The following is a 16,031-nucleotide window of genomic DNA, read 5'->3' as shown; positions in this document are numbered from 1 at the left end:
GCAGGCCATGCCGCTGCCGGAACTGGAAGAACTGTATACGCTATACCGTACGGACCTGTACCGATACCTCTGCCACTTGACACACGACCCAACCGAGGCTGAGGACATACTGAGCGAGACCTTCCTGCGTGCCATGCGGCGGCTACCCACCTACCGCGGCGACTGCGCTGTCAAAACATGGCTGTTCGGCATTGCCCGCAACATCTGGCTGGAAAGTCTGCGTAAGCGCCGCCCCGACGTCAGCGCAGATGACCTGCTGGAAAACTACCTGGTCGAGGATACCCTGACCGAGCATACCGACACACGCCTGCAATGGCAGCGGGTCTGTGAACTGCTGCAGCAGAAAGACGACCGCGCTCGCCGCATTATGCAGCTGCGCGCGGAGGGCTATACCTATGCGGAAATCGCGGTACAGCTGCATATCAGTGAAAGCTCGGCCCGCGTCATCGAACACCGCACCCGCAGCTGGCTGAAGGAAATTTTGACGAAGGAGGGTTATGACCTGTGAAGAAACTTGCTGAAAACGCAAAAATCCCCTGTGCGGTCTGCCGGGACTTGATGCCATTGGTGCAGGACGGAATCGCCAGTCCGGAAAGTGAGCAGCTTGTCCGCGCCCACATTGCCGTCTGTCCGGCCTGTCAGGCCCTGTGGCAGGGGACAGAGCCGCCCGCAGCGCCGGAACTGCAAACCCCCGACGATACCAAAATACTCAAGCGGCTGCGCCGCCGTTACAGCATCCACCTGTTGCTGCTGGCCTTTGTAGGCATTGCAGTGGGCATAGCCCTGGGGTATACAGGCAGCGCGAATTGGGTCATTCTGTTTTTGCCGCTAGTCTGGAGTGTTCTGACCTACCGTGACATCGGCATGGGAAAGCCGCTGCTGCTGTTCACGCTGGGGCTGGCGGTGCTGGATGCTATCATAAAGCAGATGGCCTTGCTGGAATCGTTCGCACCTGGTAATTTCTTGGCAAATTTGGTGTCCGGCTGCATTTTGTACGTCGGTTTGGGCGGCGTTGGCTGGCTGATCGGCTGGCTGCTGCACTATGCAAAGGAGAGTACCCATGAAAACAAAGGCTAAAAGAACGAAAACCATGCGCCGCTTTGCGCTGACAGCAGCCCTGCTGCTGATTCTCGCGCTGCTGCTGGCCTTTGACGCCATCAACGGTGACCCGCTCAGCCAACAGTGGGCTATACATCGGGCCATTCGATATGCGGAAAAGCTATATCCGGAGGAAACATTTCACTGGGACCAGCGCACCGCCGCTGATGGACAGTTCTTCCACTATGTGGTATACGTTCAGTCTGACCAGAGCCGTGATACAAACTTTGCGGTGCAGACGCGGTTCTGGCTGCTGACTGATGATGAAATCCGGGGTAAGGAGCTTGAGCCAGACCATGTGTTCTATGTAGACCACCGCTGGACCACCGCCTACCGCCTGGGGGATGAAGCCGCCCAGCAGGCAGCCGCGTATCTGACCGTGCAGGCCCCGGAATTAAACTTTGCATCTGTCTACGGCGCAAAGGGCAACACGGTAGAGATCGACCTTTGCTATACCGAGCAGGACGGCATGACCCCGGCTAACTATGTGGATGATCTGCCGCTGGATGCTGCCTTTGACAAAGCCCTGCTGCAAAAGGTGCCCAGCCGCCTGTGCGCACAAGTGCTGTGCGATGGCAAGCCTACCGAGGCGGACATGCAAACCGTCCTGCACACCCTCAAGCAGGTGCTGGAAAGCAATGACATGCCGATCACCTATTACGACATCACCCTTGTGCCCACCGGCGATTACGCTGACCACAGCGCGTTTATGGCGGATGTGTTGGAATCCGGCCTGACGTCCGCCGATACAATTGCATAAAAAATACCCGTATTGCCTTTAGTAAGACAATACGGGTATTTTGCTGTTCTGTAGGGGTCGATGCTTGTCATCGACCTGCGGGCGGATGCAAACATTCGCCCCTACAATTTACGATGCAATAAATCAGACGCTCAGCTCTACATGCTGGCCCAAGTCCTCTTTATTGGCGTCCAGCACAGGCTGGATGACGTCGCGCAGGAACTCGGTGACCTGTTCGCTGCTGCGGCCGGTGAAGGCCTCGGGGGACAGCTCAGCCTCAATTTCCTCGCGGGTCAGGCCGAAGGCGGGGTCAGCCTCGACGCGGGCAATCATGTCGTTGGGCTTGCCCTCCTGCTTGACGACGGCGGCAGCAGACACGGCGTGCTCGCGCAGGCGCTCGTGCAGCTCCTGACGATCGCCGCCCTTCTTGACAGCCTTCATCATGATGTTCTCGCTGGCCATGAAGGGCAGCTCGGCCATGACACGGGCGCGGACAACCTTCGGGTAGACGACGAGACCGTCAGAGACATTCAGCAAAATGTTCAGAATTGCGTCAGCAGCCAGGAAACCCTCCGCCATCGCAATGCGCTTGTTGGCAGAGTCGTCCAGCGTGCGCTCAAACCACTGGGTACCAGCGGTCATGGCGGGGTTCAGCACATCCACCATCAGGTAGCGGCTTAAGGCGCAGATGCGCTCACAGCGCATGGGGTTGCGCTTGTAGGGCATGGCCGAGGAACCAATCTGATTCTTCTCGAACGGCTCCTCCATTTCCTTGAAGTTTGCCAGCAGGCGGATGTCGGTCGCCATCTTCATGGCAGACTGGCCCAGACCCGCCACGGCGGACAGGACGTTGTAGTCCACCTTGCGGCTGTACGTCTGGCCGCAGACCGGCACGACCTTGGTAAAGCCCATCTGGGCGCAGACGTCGGCCTCAACGGCCTTGATCTTGGCGGAGTCGCCGTTGAACAGCTCCATAAAGCTGGCCTGGGTGCCGGTGGTGCCCTTGACGCCGCGCAGCGCCAGCTGGGAAATCTGGTAGTCGATGGCTTCCAGATCCATGTACAGCTCGTTCATCCAGAGTGTGGCACGCTTGCCGACGGTGGTCAGCTGCGCGGGCTGGCAGTGGGTGTAGGCCAGGCAGGGCATAGACTTGTACTCGTCGGCGAACTTAGCTAGGTTTGCCAGCACGCCGATGATCTTCTTGCGCACCAGCTGCAAAGCCTCGCGCATGACGATAACATCGGTGTTGTCGCCGACATAGCAGCTGGTCGCGCCCAGATGGATGATGCCCTTTGCTTTGGGGCACTGCAGGCCATAGGCGTAGACATGGCTCATAACGTCGTGGCGCACCAGCTTCTCGCGGGCGATGGCATCCTCGTAGTTGATGTCGTCCTTGTGGGCTTCCAACTCGGCAAGCTGCTCATCGGTGATTGCCAGGCCCTGTTTCTGTTCAGCCTTGGCAAGCGCGATCCAAAGCTTGCGCCAAGTGCGGAACTTGTTGTCGTCGGAGAAGATATACTGCATCTCGTCCGAAGCATAGCGGGTGGAGAAAGGGGAAATATAACGGTCATGTTGTGCCATGGGAAAAGTCCTCTACTTTCTTACAGCTTAAAGTAATTCACACCGCCCTCAAAGATTGGCTGGTATTTGTCGCCGGTGACGTTCTTGTACAACTGCTCGCCGCTGCGCTCACTGTGGCCCATCTTGCCAAAGACACGGCCGTCTGGGCTGGTGATGCCCTCAATGGCCAGCACAGAACCGTTGGGATTGTAGCGCATATCCATCGTCGGACGGCAGGTCAGGTCCACATACTGCGTTGCAATCTGGCCGTTGTCGATCAGCTGGTTCAGCAGCGTCTCGTTGCAGACAAAGCGGCCCTCGCCGTGGCTGATGGCGATCAGATGCTCGTCGTTGATATCGCAGCGGCTCAGCCAGGGGCTCTTGTTGCTGGCAACGCGGGTGCGGACCAGCATGGACTGGTGGCGGTGAATTGTGTTGAAGGTCAGCGTCGGGTCGTCCGCCGTGATGGGACGGATCTCGCCGTAGGGCACCAGGCCCAGCTTGATGAGCGCCTGGAAACCGTTGCAGATGCCCAGGGCCAGGCCGTCACGCTGGTTCAGCAGACGGTTGACGGCGTCGGCCACCGCCGGGTTGCGGAAGAAGGAAGCAATGAACTTTGCGGAGCCGTCCGGCTCGTCGCCGCCGGAGAAACCGCCCGGCAGCATCAAAATCTGCGCCTGGTCAAGCTCCTTCACCAGCGCCTCGCAGCTCTCGGCCACGTCAGCGGGGGAGAGGTTCTTCAAAACCAGAATGTGCGGATCACCGCCGGCACGGCGGAAGGCGCGGGCCGTGTCGTATTCGCAGTTCGTGCCGGGGAACACCGGGATGATGACCCGCGGCGTCGCCAGGCGCACAGCGGGGGCCACACGCTTGTTGGCAGGGCAGTCATGCTCCAGTGCGGGTACAAATTCACCGGCCTTGCGGTAGGGGAACACAGGCTCGAGCTTCTGCTCCCACAGCTCCTGCAGGCGGGCCAGGTCGATGTGCTTGCCCTCGGCTTCCAGCGTGTAGTCCACGGTGGTAAAGCCCAGGAACTCACCGGCGGAGGCATCCAGCAGTTCCAGGATGACCGCGCCGTAGGCAGGCTTGAACAGGCCGTTCAGGTCGATATCGTTGGATAGCTGCAGGCCGACATGGTTGCCGACGCACATTTTGAACAGCGCCTCGGCCACGCCGCCGTAACCCGGCGTCGCAGCGGCCAGCACCTTGCCCTCGTCGATCATCTGTTCGACGGTCTTGTAAATGGCAACCAGACTGCCGATCTCGGGCAGACCGTTCTTGTAGTTGGGGCGCAAGATGACGATCGAGCTGTTGGCTTTCTTGAACTCGGGGCTCTGCACGTCGCGGGTGTTGCCGATGGCCGTTGCAAAGCTGACCAGCGTCGGGGGCACGTCCAGCCCCTCAAAGCTGCCGGACATGGAGTCCTTACCACCGATGGATGCAATTCCCAGGCCCATCTGGGCATCCAGTGCGCCCAGCAGGGCGGCCAGCGGCTTGCCCCAGCGCTCAGGCTTGTCGTTCATGTGCTCAAAATATTCCTGGAAGGTCAGGTACATATCCTCATGGTGGAAGCCCGCGCAGACCAGCTTGGTCACGCTCTCCACCACGGCCAGGTAGGCACCGCGGTAGGGGTCGGCCTCGGTCAGGTAGGGGTTGAAGCCCCACGCCATGCCGGAGCAGGTCGTTGTCTCGCCGTCCACAGGCAGCTTGGCGGCCATGGCCATGGTCGGGGTCAGCTGGTACTTGCCGCCGTAAGGCATCAGCACGGTGGCTGCGCCGATGGTGGAGTCGAAGCGCTCGCCCAGGCCCTTCTGGCTGCAAACGTTCAGGTCACTGACCATAGACTCCATTTTTTCTTCAAAGCTCACACCGGCAAACTGGGGCTGCCAGACATGGCCGGGCAGGATGTGGGCGTTGGCGTGGCGCTCGGCACCGTTAGAGTTCAGGAACTCGCGGGACAGGTCAACAATGGTCTTGCCGTTCCATACCTCACGCATCCGTTTTTCCTCGGTGACGGTGGCAACGATGGTCGCCTCGAGGTTTTCCTCGGCGGCGTACTTCATAAAGGTCTCGGCATCCTCAGCAGCCACGGCCACGGCCATGCGCTCCTGACTCTCGGAAATTGCCAACTCGGTGCCGTCCAGGCCCTCATACTTGCGGGTGACTTTGTTCAGGTCAATATGCAGACCGTCAGCCAGTTCGCCGATGGCGACAGACACACCGCCCGCGCCGAAGTCGTTGCAGCGCTTAATGAGGCGGCAGGCATCCTCGCGGCGGAACAGGCGCTGCAGTTTGCGCTCAATGGGCGCGTTGCCCTTCTGCACCTCGGCACCGCAGGTTTCCAGGCTCGTCAGTTTGTGCGCCTTGGAAGAACCCGTTGCGCCGCCGACGCCGTCACGGCCCGTGCGGCCGCCCAGCAGGATGACCACGTCACCGGGGGCGGGTTCCTCACGGCGTACATGGCTGGCGGGCGTTGCGCCCACGACCGCGCCAATCTCCATGCGCTTGGCGGCGTAGCCGGGGTGGTACAGCTCGGCTACCTGACCGGTGGCAAGGCCAATCTGGTTGCCGTAGCTGGAATAGCCGGCGGCAGCGGTGGTGACCAGCTTGCGCTGGGGCAGCTTGCCGGGCATCGTCTCGGAAACAGGCTTCAGCGGGTCAGCTGCACCGGTCACACGCATGGCCTGGTAAACATAACTGCGGCCGGACAGCGGGTCGCGGATGGCACCGCCGATGCAGGTCGCCGCACCACCGAAAGGCTCAATTTCGGTGGGGTGGTTGTGGGTCTCGTTCTTGAACAGGAACAGCCAATCCTGCTGCTCGCCGTCCACATCGCACTTGATTTTGACCGTGCAGGCGTTGATTTCCTCGCTCTCGTCGAGGTTCTTCAGAATGCCGCGCTGCTTCAGGGCCTTGGCACCAATCGTCGCGCAGTCCATCAGGGTGCGGTTCTTCTTGTCGCGGCCGGTCTCGGCACGCAGAGCCAAGTAACGGTCGAACGCGGCCTGTACCAGCTCGTCGTCGATCTTCACATCGTCGAGAATCGTGCCGAACGTCGTGTGGCGGCAGTGGTCGGACCAATAGGTGTCGATGAGGCGAATCTCGGTGATGGTCGGGTCGCGGTGCTCGGACTTAAAGTAGTTCTGGCAGAATACGATATCCGCGTGGTCCATGGCAAGGCCCTTCTCATTGCGGAAGGCTTCCAGTGCATCGTCATCCAGGGCGGTAAAGCTGGTCAGCGTCTCGACCTCGGTGGGGATGGCAAACTCCATCTTCAAGGTGCTGCGCTCGTCAAGGCTGGCCTCGCGGGCCTCCACCGGGTTGATGACGTACTTTTTAATAGCGGCCAGATCATCGGCAGTCAGCTCGCCGTCCAGCAGATAGACGCGGGCAGAACGCACAGCGGGGCGCTCGCCCTGGCTCAACAGCTGGATGCACTCGCTGGCGGAGTCGGCGCGCTGGTCAAACTGACCGGGCAGGTACTCAACGGCAAACACGGTCTTGGCGTCGGGCAGTGCGTCGTAGGTCACATCCACCGGCGGCTCACTGAACACAGTGGGGATGGCCTGCTGGAACAGCACATTGTCGATGCCCTCGACGTCGTAGCGGTTCAAAAGGCGCAGGCCGGTCAGGTTCCGGATACCGACCAAATCGACCAGCTCATGCAGCAGCCCTTGGGCTTCACCGTCGAAGCCGGGCTTTTTCTCAACATAAATGCGATATACCATTGTATTTCCTCCGTTACTCCATCGCCGCCAGCGCTCTTGCGCCAATATCACTGCGCTTGTGCAGCTTGTCAAAATGGATGTTTTCGGTTGCGGCATAGGCCTTTTTCAGCGCGTCAGGCAGGGTGTTGGCCGTGGCGGTCACGCCCAGCACGCGGCCACCGTTGGTGACGAGCTTACCGTCTTTGATGGCCGTACCTGCATGATACACCGTCACGTCCGCAGCGTCAAGCTGGCCCGCAGCCAGGCCGGAAATTTCCTTGCCCTTCTCATAAGAAAGGGGATACCCGCCGCTGGCCAGAATCACACAGGCCGCCGCACCGTCGCGGAACTTGACCTCGGTCGTATCCAGCGTGCCGTTGGTCGTCGATTCCATCACGGTCAGCAGGTCGCTTTCCAGCAGGGGCAGCACGACCTGGGTCTCGGGGTCGCCGAAGCGGCAGTTGTACTCGATGACCTTGGGGCCGTCGGGCGTCAGCATCAGGCCAAAGTAGAGGCACCCCTTGAAGGGGCAGCCCTCGGCCTGCATGGCGGCGACCGTCGGCAGGAAAATCTCCTTCATGCAGCGCTCGGCGATTTCCGGCGTGTAGTAGGGGTTCGGGGCCACCGTGCCCATGCCGCCTGTGTTCAGGCCCTCATCGTGATCCAACGCACGCTTGTGGTCCATGCTGGACACCATCGGCTTCACGGTCTTGCCGTCACAGAAGGACAGTACGCTGACCTCGGGGCCGGTCAAGAACTCTTCCACAACCACATGGTTGCCGGACGCGCCGAACTTTTTGTCCAGCATGATCTCCTTGACACCGTCGGCGGCCTCCTGCTCATTCTGGCAGATCAGAACGCCCTTGCCCAGCGCCAGGCCATCCGCTTTGATAACGACCGGGTACTTGCCCTCGGCCTTGATGTAGTCCATGACCTTTTCGGGATCGTCGAACGTCTCATATTTCGCTGTAGGAATGCCGTATTTCTTCATCAGGTCTTTGCTGAACACCTTGCTGGCCTCAATGCGGGCCGCAGCCTTGTCGGGGCCGAAAGCCGGGATGCCGACAGCAGCCAGTGCATCGACCATGCCCAGGGCCAGCGGGTCATCCTGGGCGACGACTACATAATCGAAGGCTTCTTCTTTCGCAAACTTGACCATCGCGTCCACATCGGTGGCAGGGATGGCCTTGCAGGTGGCATCGTAGCTGATGCCGCCGTTGCCGGGTGCGCACCAGATCTCAGTGCAGCGGGGGCTTTTTTTCAGCGCACGGATGATGGCGTGCTCACGCCCGCCGCCGCCAACGACCAGAATTTTCATGAGGAACCTCCTGTAAAACACCAACTGCCCACGACGCAAAATACGCCGCAGGCGCGTTGAATATTGCTTAGTGATGGAACAAGCGGATGCCGCAGAACGCCATCGCAATGCCGTACTTGTTGCAGGTGTCGATGACCTGCTGGTCGCGGATGGAGCCGCCCGGCTGCACAATGGCGGTCACGCCGCTGCGGCGGGCGCGCTCAATGTTGTCGCCGAAGGGGAAGAACGCGTCGCTGCCCAGGGAAACGCCGGTCACGGCGTCCAGCCAGGTGCGCTTTTCCTCGGCAGTCAGCGGGGCGGGCTGCTCGGTGAAGGTCTCGGCCCAGACATCATCACCGATGACATCCTCCGGCGTGTCGCCGATGTACACGTCAATGGCATTGTCGCGGTTGGGCTTTGCCACATCGTCGCGGAAGGGCAGGGCCAATACTTTCGGCATATGGCGCAGCTGCCAGTTGTCGGCCTTCTGGCCTGCCAGGCGGGTGCAATGCACGCGGCTCTGCTGGCCCGCGCCGACGCCGATGGTCTGGCCGTCCTGCACGTAGCAAACACTGTTGGATTGGGTGTATTTCAGCACAATCAAACTGATGACCAGATCACGGCGCTGCTCGTCACTGATGAACTGGTTCTCGGTCACGATATTCTGCAGCATCGTCTCGTTGGAGATATCCAGATCCTGGCGGCCCTGTTCAAAGGTCACGCCGAACACGGTGCGGGTCTCCAGTGGCTGCGGCTCGTAGTCAGCGTCGATCTGGACGATGGCGTAGTTGCCCTTCTTCTTGCCCTTCAGCACTTCCAGCGCGTCAGCGTCGTAGCCGGGGGCAATGATGCCGTCGGAGACTTCATGCTGAATCAGCTTTGCAGTGCTCAGATCGCAGACGTCAGACAGCGCGATCCAGTCACCAAAGCTGGACATACGGTCCGCGCCGCGGGCGCGGGCGTAGGCACAGGCCAGTGGGGAAAGCTCGGTCTCGGGGGCAATGTGGTACATGGCACGCAGCGTGTCATCCAGCGGCAGGCCGATGGCCGCACCGGCGGGGGAGACATGCTTGAAGCTGGCGGCAGCGGGCTGACCCAGCGCCTTCTTCAAATCGCGCACGAGCTGCCAGGAGTTGAAGGCATCCAGGAAGTTGATGTACCCCGGGCGGCCATTCAAAATCTGTACCGGCAGGTCGGAACCGTCCGCCATGTAGATGCGGGCGGGCTTCTGGTTGGGGTTCGTGCCGTATTTCAGCTGAAATTCGTTCATATTAACCCTCCACAGCGGTGTATTTGTTCAGAATAAGATCCTCGTAGGTGCCGGTCTCCAGCTCAATGCTGCGCACAAACAGGCTGACCTTGTTGTCCTCGTTCAAGGATCCCCACAGCTTCTCAGCGAACTTGTCGGCGTCGTTCGTGTCGATGGCGACGCGCAGCGGCTCGCCCGCAAAGCTCGGGATGGGGGCACCGTTCTTGACGTAGGTGCTGATGAAATGGCCCTCACCGGCGACGGGCTGCGGGTAGTCATAGGTCTGGCGCTGTACGCTGTCAGCGTTGCCCTCGTTGGATTTGACGATGGACAGCTTGTAGCCGCCGCGGCGCATATCTACGACACCGGAGATGCGCGGGGTGAAGTTCGGCGCATCGTCTTCGTAGGTGCGGGTGGCAAGGGCCGCCTCGAAGCTGTACCCAGGGAAGAGGTTGCCGTTCATGAACTGGGCAATCGTGTCGGTCTGGTCGCCGTTGGTCACAACGGTGGTCTCCCGCAGGGTCAGCACGGCGTTGTAAATAATCAGGTGCGGATCTTCCAGCTTGGCAGGGTCAGCGGCCACCGTGCGGATGCCGCCCTCGATGGGCTCAAACACGCGGTTGCGGCTGTTGGCGCTGCGGCCCATGATCCAGTAGGCGACGAACACCTTGCTGCCGTCGGGACTCTGCCCCAGCACAATGCCGCGGCCCGGGTACTCATTCCCGGCAAGATATTTGTAAAGGTTCTTTTTCATAATTTATACCTCGTCGCTGCACACCATGGCCAGTGCCTTGGGCAATAACTGCCACTCAGCCTCCACCATGACGCGCTTCTGCAAAGTCTCGGGGGTGTCGCCGGGCTGAACGGCCACGGCCTTTTGCAGCAGAATCGGCCCGCCGTCACATTCCTCATTGACCAGATGCACAGTCGCGCCGGTCAGCTTGACGCCCCGGGCCAGCGCTGCCTCATGCACTTTCAGCCCATAGAAACCGGGACCGCAGAAGCTGGGAATCAGGCTCGGATGAACATTGATGATCTTATTGCGGTAGGCCGCAATGACACGCTCACCCAGCACGCTCAAGAAGCCTGCCAGCACGACCACATCAATGTCATGGGCCTGTAAAACGCCCAGCAGGGCGGCGTCAAAATCGGCGCTGCTGGCGTAGTCCCTGCGGCTGACGACGGCGGATTCCACGCCGAAGTTCGCGGCGCGCTCCAGTGCATAGACGCCAGGCTTGCTGGCGACGACCAGGACGATTTTACCGTTGGGGTTCTCGCCGCGCTGCTCGCTTTCCAGTAGGGCCTGTAAATTTGTGCCGCCGCCGGAGACCAGAACTGCTACACGCTTCATACCAGCACGACCCCGTCACCCTCGACGATGGTGCCCAGACGGTAGGCGTCCTCGCCGTGGGCTTTTAAAATCTCGAGGGCCTTGTCGGCGTCCTCGGGCGCGACGGTCAGCACCATGCCAACGCCCATGTTGAAGGTGTTGAACATATCGTGCTCGGAGATGCCGCCCTCACGCTGCATCACGTCGAACAGGGCAGGGGTGCGTACATCGGCCTTGGCAATGCGGGCGGCGCAGCCCTTCTTCAGGCTGCGGGGAATGTTTTCGTAGAAGCCGCCACCGGTGATGTGGGAAACTCCCTTGACCGTGATTTCGTCCATAACGGCCAGAACGGGCTTGACATAGATGCGGGTGGGGGCCAGCAGGGCCTCGCCAAGGGGCTTATCCATGCCGTCAAAGGTCTTTTTCAGCACATCGGGGTTGTTGTCAATGTCGAAAATCTTGCGAACCAGCGAGAAACCGTTAGAATGCACACCGGTGGAGGGCAGCGCAATAATGACGTCGCCCGGCTGCATCGTGGAGTTGTCCAAAATCTTGGCCTTGTCCACCACGCCGACAGTGAAGCCTGCCAGGTCATACTCATCCTCGGGCATCATGCCGGGGTGCTCGGCAGTCTCGCCGCCCACCAGGGAGCAGCCCGCCTGCACGCAGCCCTCGGCCACGCCCTTGACGATCTCGGCAATCTTCTCGGGAATATTCTTGCCGCAGGCAATGTAGTCAAGGAAAACCAGTGGCTTCGCGCCTGCACAGATCACGTCATTGACGCACATGGCAACGCAGTCGATGCCGATGGTGTCGTGCTTGTCCAGCAGCATGGCGATACGCAGCTTGGTGCCGACGCCGTCGGTGCCGGAAATCAGAACAGGATGCTCCATGCCGGTGCAGTCCAGCTCAAACAGGCCGCCGAAGCCGCCCAAACCGCCGATACAGTTCTCGGTCATTGTGCGGGCCACGTACTGTTTCATCAGCTCCACAGAGCGGTAACCGGCGGTGATATCTACACCGGCCGCAGCATAGCTGGCAGAATAGCTTTTTTCCATCTTGAAATCCTCACAATTTCTTATTCGGGTTCGACACGCTCAATGGCTTGTCGTAGACGATATCCATGGTCTCGGTGGGCGGGGTGACCGGGTATTTGCCGGTAAAGCAGCCGGTGCAGAAGCCGCACTTGCTGTGGATGGCCAGCTGCTGGACATGCTCGACGCTCAGGTATCCCAGCGTATCGGAACCGACCATCTTGTTGATTTCCTCCACGGTATGGCCGGTGGCAATCAAATCTTTCTCGTCGGGAATGTCGGTGCCGAAGTAGCAGGGGTGGACAAACGGCGGGGCGCTGATGCGGTAGTGTACCTCGGCGGCCCCGGCTTCGCGCAGCAGGCGGATAGTGCGGGCGCTGGTGGTGCCGCGCACGATGGAGTCATCGACGAGGACGACCCGCTTGCCTTTGACCGTGGACGAAATGGCATTCAGCTTGATGCGCACGCTGCTCTCGCGCTGGGCTTGGCTGCCCTGAATGAAGGTACGGCCGACGTATTTGTTTTTGATGAAGCCAACGCCGTAGGGGATGCCGCTCTCCTGGGCGTAACCCAGCGCGGCGTCCAGGCCGGAGTCCGGTGCACCGATGACAACATCAGCCTCGACCGGGTGCTCCTGTGCCAAGAAACGGCCAGCCTGCAGGCGGGCCTCGTGGACGCAGGTGCCCTCGATGATGGAATCCGGGCGGGCAAAGTAGATGTACTCAAACACGCACATCGTGTGGGGCGCGGTGCCGCAATGATCCACGATGGAACGCAGGCCGTTGTGGTCGGCAATGACGATCTCGCCGGGCTGAACATCGCGGACGAACTTCGCGCCCACAGCGTCCAGTGCGCAGCTCTCGCTGGCAAAGGCCCAGCCGTTGCCGTCAGGCAGTTCACCGATGCAGAGCGGGCGGAAACCGTTGGGGTCACGCGCCGCAATCAGCTTGGTGTGGGTCATGATGACGAGGGAGTACGCGCCCTCAATGTCGTCCATCGTGCGGCTGACAGCCATCTCAATGTTGGGGGTCAGCAGCCGGTTCTGGGTCAGCAGATAGGCAATGACCTCGGTGTCCGATGTGCCGTGAAAGATAGAACCGCTCATTTCCAGCTTGCGGCGCAGTTTGGGCGCATTGACCAGGTTGCCGTTGTGGCAGACCGCCATAGCACCCTTGCAGTGATGCAGGACCATCGGCTGCGCGTTGGAACGGCTGCGCTGACCGGCAGTGGCATAGCGCACATGGCCGGTAGCCATCTTGGCACCACGGGGGAGTTCTTCCAGCACGCGCTTGGTGAAAACCTCGCTGACAAGGCCCAGATCGCGGTGGCCGGACAAAACGCCGTCTACGTTCAGGGCAATGCCGCAGCTCTCCTGGCCGCGGTGCTGCAAGGCGTACAGCGCACTGTACACGGCGCTGACCATATCAGTCTCGCCGGTTTTGTCATACATACCGAACACGCCGCACTCCTCGTGCAGGGCTTCAGTGTATTGGGAAAATTCGCTCATGTTTTGCTCCGTTTGTATGTTGTAGAGGGCGGCGTCCCCGACGCCCCGCGGCAGATACCGCCCTACGCGTCACCCGAATTGTCGGAAAATCAGCCCAGCAGCCGCTTCATGACTTCCTGGTAGGCATCGGCCTCGCCGCCCATGTTGCGGCGGAACAGATCCTTATCCAGGTGTGCGCCGGTGGTGGCATCCCAGAAACGGCAGGTGTCAGGGCTGATTTCGTCAGCCAGGATGATGGTGCCGTCGGACAGGCGGCCAAACTCGAGCTTGAAGTCGACCAGACGGATGTTGGCGTCCAGCATGATCTTCTTCAGCACTTCGTTGACCTTGAAGGCGTATTTGGCGATGGTGTCCAGCTCTTCCTGGGTAGCCAGGTCGAGGGCCAGGGCGTAGTAGTGGTTGATGAACGGGTCATGCAGGTCGTCGTTCTTGTAGCTGTACTCGAGGATGGGGGTCTTGAACACCTTGCCCTCGGGTACGCCCATGCGCAGGCTGAAATGACCGGCGGCGACATTGCGGATGATGACTTCCAGCGGGACGATGTCTACCTTCTTGACGAAAGTATCACGGTCGTTGACTTCCTTAACGTAATGGGTGGGGATGCCCTCTTTCTCCAGCTTCTGCATCAGAGCGTTGGACAGTTTATTATTGACGATGCCCTTGTCGCGGATGGTACCCTTCTTCTCGCCGTCGCCTGCGGTGGCGTCGTCCTTGTAGTGGACCATGACGATTTCGGGGTCATTGGTAGCGAAAACCTGCTTGGCCTTGCCTTCGTACAGTTGCTCTTTAACTTCGTAATTCATGAGAAACGCTCCTTTTACTTTATTATAATATGGTTGTGGTTGGTATGCAAGTGTTACAGCGCCGCAGCCTCGGCGGCAATGGCGGCGTCCTTCTTGGCAATCGCGGCGGCGGTGTCGGCGCGGAATTTATCGAGCTTTTCCGCCAGCTCGTCGTCGGCAACAGCCAGGATCGCCACGGCCAGGTAGGCGGCGTTCTTGGCACCGTTCAGCGCCACGGTGGCGACCGGGAAACCGCTGGGCATCTGCACAGTGGCAAGCAATGCGTCCAGGCCGTCCATCGCGCCGCCCTTCATCGGGATGCCGACGACCGGCAGGGTGGTGTTGGCGGCAAAGGCACCGGCCAGGTGTGCGGCCATACCGGCAGCGCACAAAATCACGCCGTACCCGTTGGCGCGGGCAGACTTGGCAAACGCGGCGGCAGCCTCCGGCGTGCGGTGGGCGGAAAGAATGTGTGCCTCATAAGGCACGCCGAAATCCTTCAGTACCGTGCAGGCGGATTTGACCACCGGCCAATCACTGTCGGAACCCATGATGATCGCTACTTTTTTCATGCGTTTAGAAACCTCCTTTACGAAGCAAAACAGCGCAGTGCCCCGTTAGGATACACTGCGCTGCGGTTTTGATGTGAAAAGAGTATGACGGTACAGAACACCCACGTGAAAACCAAGACGCTGCATTGCGTTTGCCACGGAAGATCCCCCTTTAATATAAAAGTAAGATGATGCCCTGTGAAACCAGTGTAAACTCTGGGAAAAGAAATTGCAAGCGTCCGGCGGACATTTCAGCCAAAAAACTATGCCGTCCGGTTTTGACCGGTGCTTTTTGTCGCTTTTGATGGAGTTTTGAAGGTGATTGTCATACTTTAAAACGGCCTGTATAATTATGCTGGTATATCGGGGCAAAATATGCTATGATAATAAAAATAGCACAAAAAGGAGAAAGTTATGAGTGAACCCAGACGACGCCTGACACGCCGCGCCCTGCACGGCAGGGAGGAATGGTTCAAGCGCGTTTTCCGCGATCAGATCGCCGAGGCCGCTGGTATTTTGGAGGTTGTGCTCTCCGGCATTGTGCTGGTGGCCCTGCTGCTCAGCATCGTCCCGCTGGTGGAGCTGATGCCGGGTCTTTTGACCGACGCGGAAAGCATAGAGGTACATACGTTCTTGGAACGTGCGCTGGACATCGTTATCGGCATCGAATTCATCAAGATGCTGGCAAAGCACAGCCCCGGCAGCGTGCTGGAAGTGCTGCTTTACGCCATCGCCCGCCATATGATTGTCGGCCACGAGGACGCCGTGCAGAACCTCGTCAGCGTCGGTGCCATCGCGCTGATTTTCATCATCCGCAAATATTTCTTTGTGCCGTCCTTCGGCCAGAAGCTACCCGGCGGCGAGACCGCACCGGATATGAAAAAGGCACCAGAGGAATGCCCGGAAGCCGATGCCTGACACCGCCACGCCACGGGCATAGAATACCCGGTCTGGAAAGAGCAGGGAAAAGGTGTGGCAAATGTCCCCATGGGCGGACTTGAAGCCCGCCCCTACGGTATAATGAACAAAGCGGGCATCCGTTTGGATACCCGCTTTGCTTGATTGATGTAATAAGTTAGGGCAATACCGCATAATTCTAAGTGCCGATACGGCGAGCGAGGTGCGGCAGCTGCTAAGCCAAAAGCGCAGATAATACTTTGTGTATTATCGAGCATTT

Annotated in this window: 14 protein-coding genes; 4 read left to right on the top strand and 10 right to left on the bottom strand. The window is 59.8% G+C overall.

The genetic code is table 11. From position 1 onward, the window contains the following. Positions 1-7 precede the first annotated feature (7 nt). From ACZO0A_RS07795 to ACZO0A_RS07785, 3 genes are read left to right on the top strand one after another with little or no spacing between them, the layout of a single operon-like run. A complete protein-coding gene (locus ACZO0A_RS07795; protein ID WP_302150417.1) occupies positions 8-508 on the top strand; it encodes an RNA polymerase sigma factor in 501 nt (166 codons plus the stop codon). Continuing rightward, the gene (locus ACZO0A_RS07790; protein ID WP_302150419.1) at positions 505-1,077 is read left to right on the top strand and encodes a zf-HC2 domain-containing protein; all 573 of its coding nucleotides are present in this window, start codon (positions 505-507) and stop codon (positions 1,075-1,077) included. Before ACZO0A_RS07795 ends, ACZO0A_RS07790 begins: the two co-directional genes overlap by 4 nt. Continuing rightward, complete coding sequence (locus ACZO0A_RS07785; protein WP_302150421.1) at positions 1,061-1,858, top strand: YfjL-like protein; 798 nt, start codon at positions 1,061-1,063, stop codon at positions 1,856-1,858. Before ACZO0A_RS07790 ends, ACZO0A_RS07785 begins: the two co-directional genes overlap by 17 nt. A 123-nt stretch (positions 1,859-1,981) precedes the next feature. Here the strand turns inward: ACZO0A_RS07785 and purB are convergent, their stop codons facing one another. The 10 genes from purB to purE form a co-directional block, all read right to left on the bottom strand. Continuing rightward, on the bottom strand, positions 1,982-3,418 hold the full coding sequence (gene purB / locus ACZO0A_RS07780; protein ID WP_302150423.1) for an adenylosuccinate lyase: 1,437 nt from the start codon (positions 3,416-3,418) through the stop codon (positions 1,982-1,984). 20 nt (positions 3,419-3,438) lie between these two features. Next, the gene (locus ACZO0A_RS07775; RefSeq protein WP_302376859.1) at positions 3,439-7,125 is read right to left on the bottom strand and encodes a phosphoribosylformylglycinamidine synthase; all 3,687 of its coding nucleotides are present in this window, start codon (positions 7,123-7,125) and stop codon (positions 3,439-3,441) included. Between the two features lie 13 nt (positions 7,126-7,138). Continuing rightward, positions 7,139-8,422, bottom strand: coding sequence for a phosphoribosylamine--glycine ligase (purD, locus tag ACZO0A_RS07770; RefSeq protein WP_215694188.1), 1,284 nt, complete (start codon positions 8,420-8,422; stop codon positions 7,139-7,141). Between the two features lie 67 nt (positions 8,423-8,489). Next, entirely contained in the window at positions 8,490-9,671 is a 1,182-nt protein-coding gene (locus tag ACZO0A_RS07765; protein WP_291209484.1) for a phosphoribosylaminoimidazolecarboxamide formyltransferase, read from the bottom strand. A 1-nt stretch (position 9,672) separates the two neighbouring features. After that, positions 9,673-10,404, bottom strand: coding sequence for an IMP cyclohydrolase (locus tag ACZO0A_RS07760; RefSeq protein WP_215694192.1), 732 nt, complete (start codon positions 10,402-10,404; stop codon positions 9,673-9,675). A gap of 3 nt (positions 10,405-10,407) precedes the next feature. Continuing rightward, the gene (gene purN / locus ACZO0A_RS07755) at positions 10,408-11,001 is read right to left on the bottom strand and encodes a phosphoribosylglycinamide formyltransferase (protein WP_215694194.1); all 594 of its coding nucleotides are present in this window, start codon (positions 10,999-11,001) and stop codon (positions 10,408-10,410) included. Next, positions 10,998-12,038 (bottom strand): phosphoribosylformylglycinamidine cyclo-ligase, encoded by a 1,041-nt coding sequence (gene purM, locus ACZO0A_RS07750; protein ID WP_215694196.1) that lies wholly within the window; start codon positions 12,036-12,038, stop codon positions 10,998-11,000. Before purM ends, purN begins: the two co-directional genes overlap by 4 nt. Positions 12,039-12,048: 10 nt before the next feature. Further along, positions 12,049-13,521, bottom strand: coding sequence for an amidophosphoribosyltransferase (gene purF, locus ACZO0A_RS07745; protein ID WP_302376861.1), 1,473 nt, complete (start codon positions 13,519-13,521; stop codon positions 12,049-12,051). Positions 13,522-13,610: 89 nt separating this feature from the next. Further along, positions 13,611-14,324: a phosphoribosylaminoimidazolesuccinocarboxamide synthase gene (gene purC / locus ACZO0A_RS07740; RefSeq protein ID WP_215694199.1), complete on the bottom strand. Its 714-nt coding sequence runs from the start codon at positions 14,322-14,324 to the stop codon at positions 13,611-13,613. Between the two features lie 53 nt (positions 14,325-14,377). Then, positions 14,378-14,875 (bottom strand): 5-(carboxyamino)imidazole ribonucleotide mutase, encoded by a 498-nt coding sequence (purE, locus tag ACZO0A_RS07735; RefSeq protein WP_215694201.1) that lies wholly within the window; start codon positions 14,873-14,875, stop codon positions 14,378-14,380. Positions 14,876-15,268: 393 nt separating this feature from the next. Here purE and ACZO0A_RS07730 point away from each other — a divergent pair, with 393 nt between their 5' ends. Continuing rightward, positions 15,269-15,772, top strand: coding sequence for a transporter (locus ACZO0A_RS07730; protein ID WP_302376862.1), 504 nt, complete (start codon positions 15,269-15,271; stop codon positions 15,770-15,772). Positions 15,773-16,031 lie beyond the last annotated feature (259 nt).

Source organism: Gemmiger sp., from assembly GCF_057431175.1.
Note: the sequence above shows the minus strand (reverse complement) of the source record. Positions and strands in the feature narration are given on the sequence as shown.

Coding starts and splice junctions, on each gene's coding strand:
- ACZO0A_RS07730 (WP_302376862.1), top strand. CDS start 15,269: ATGAGTGAACCCAGACGACGCCTGACACGCCGCGCCCTGCACGGCAGG.
- ACZO0A_RS07775 (WP_302376859.1), bottom strand. CDS start 7,125: ATGGTATATCGCATTTATGTTGAGAAAAAGCCCGGCTTCGACGGTGAA.
- ACZO0A_RS07795 (WP_302150417.1), top strand. CDS start 8: ATGCCGCTGCCGGAACTGGAAGAACTGTATACGCTATACCGTACGGAC.
- purM (WP_215694196.1), bottom strand. CDS start 12,038: ATGGAAAAAAGCTATTCTGCCAGCTATGCTGCGGCCGGTGTAGATATC.
- purB (WP_302150423.1), bottom strand. CDS start 3,418: ATGGCACAACATGACCGTTATATTTCCCCTTTCTCCACCCGCTATGCT.
- purC (WP_215694199.1), bottom strand. CDS start 14,324: ATGAATTACGAAGTTAAAGAGCAACTGTACGAAGGCAAGGCCAAGCAG.
- purD (WP_215694188.1), bottom strand. CDS start 8,422: ATGAAAATTCTGGTCGTTGGCGGCGGCGGGCGTGAGCACGCCATCATC.
- purF (WP_302376861.1), bottom strand. CDS start 13,521: ATGAGCGAATTTTCCCAATACACTGAAGCCCTGCACGAGGAGTGCGGC.
- ACZO0A_RS07785 (WP_302150421.1), top strand. CDS start 1,061: ATGAAAACAAAGGCTAAAAGAACGAAAACCATGCGCCGCTTTGCGCTG.
- ACZO0A_RS07765 (WP_291209484.1), bottom strand. CDS start 9,671: ATGAACGAATTTCAGCTGAAATACGGCACGAACCCCAACCAGAAGCCC.
- ACZO0A_RS07760 (WP_215694192.1), bottom strand. CDS start 10,404: ATGAAAAAGAACCTTTACAAATATCTTGCCGGGAATGAGTACCCGGGC.
- purE (WP_215694201.1), bottom strand. CDS start 14,875: ATGAAAAAAGTAGCGATCATCATGGGTTCCGACAGTGATTGGCCGGTG.
- purN (WP_215694194.1), bottom strand. CDS start 11,001: ATGAAGCGTGTAGCAGTTCTGGTCTCCGGCGGCGGCACAAATTTACAG.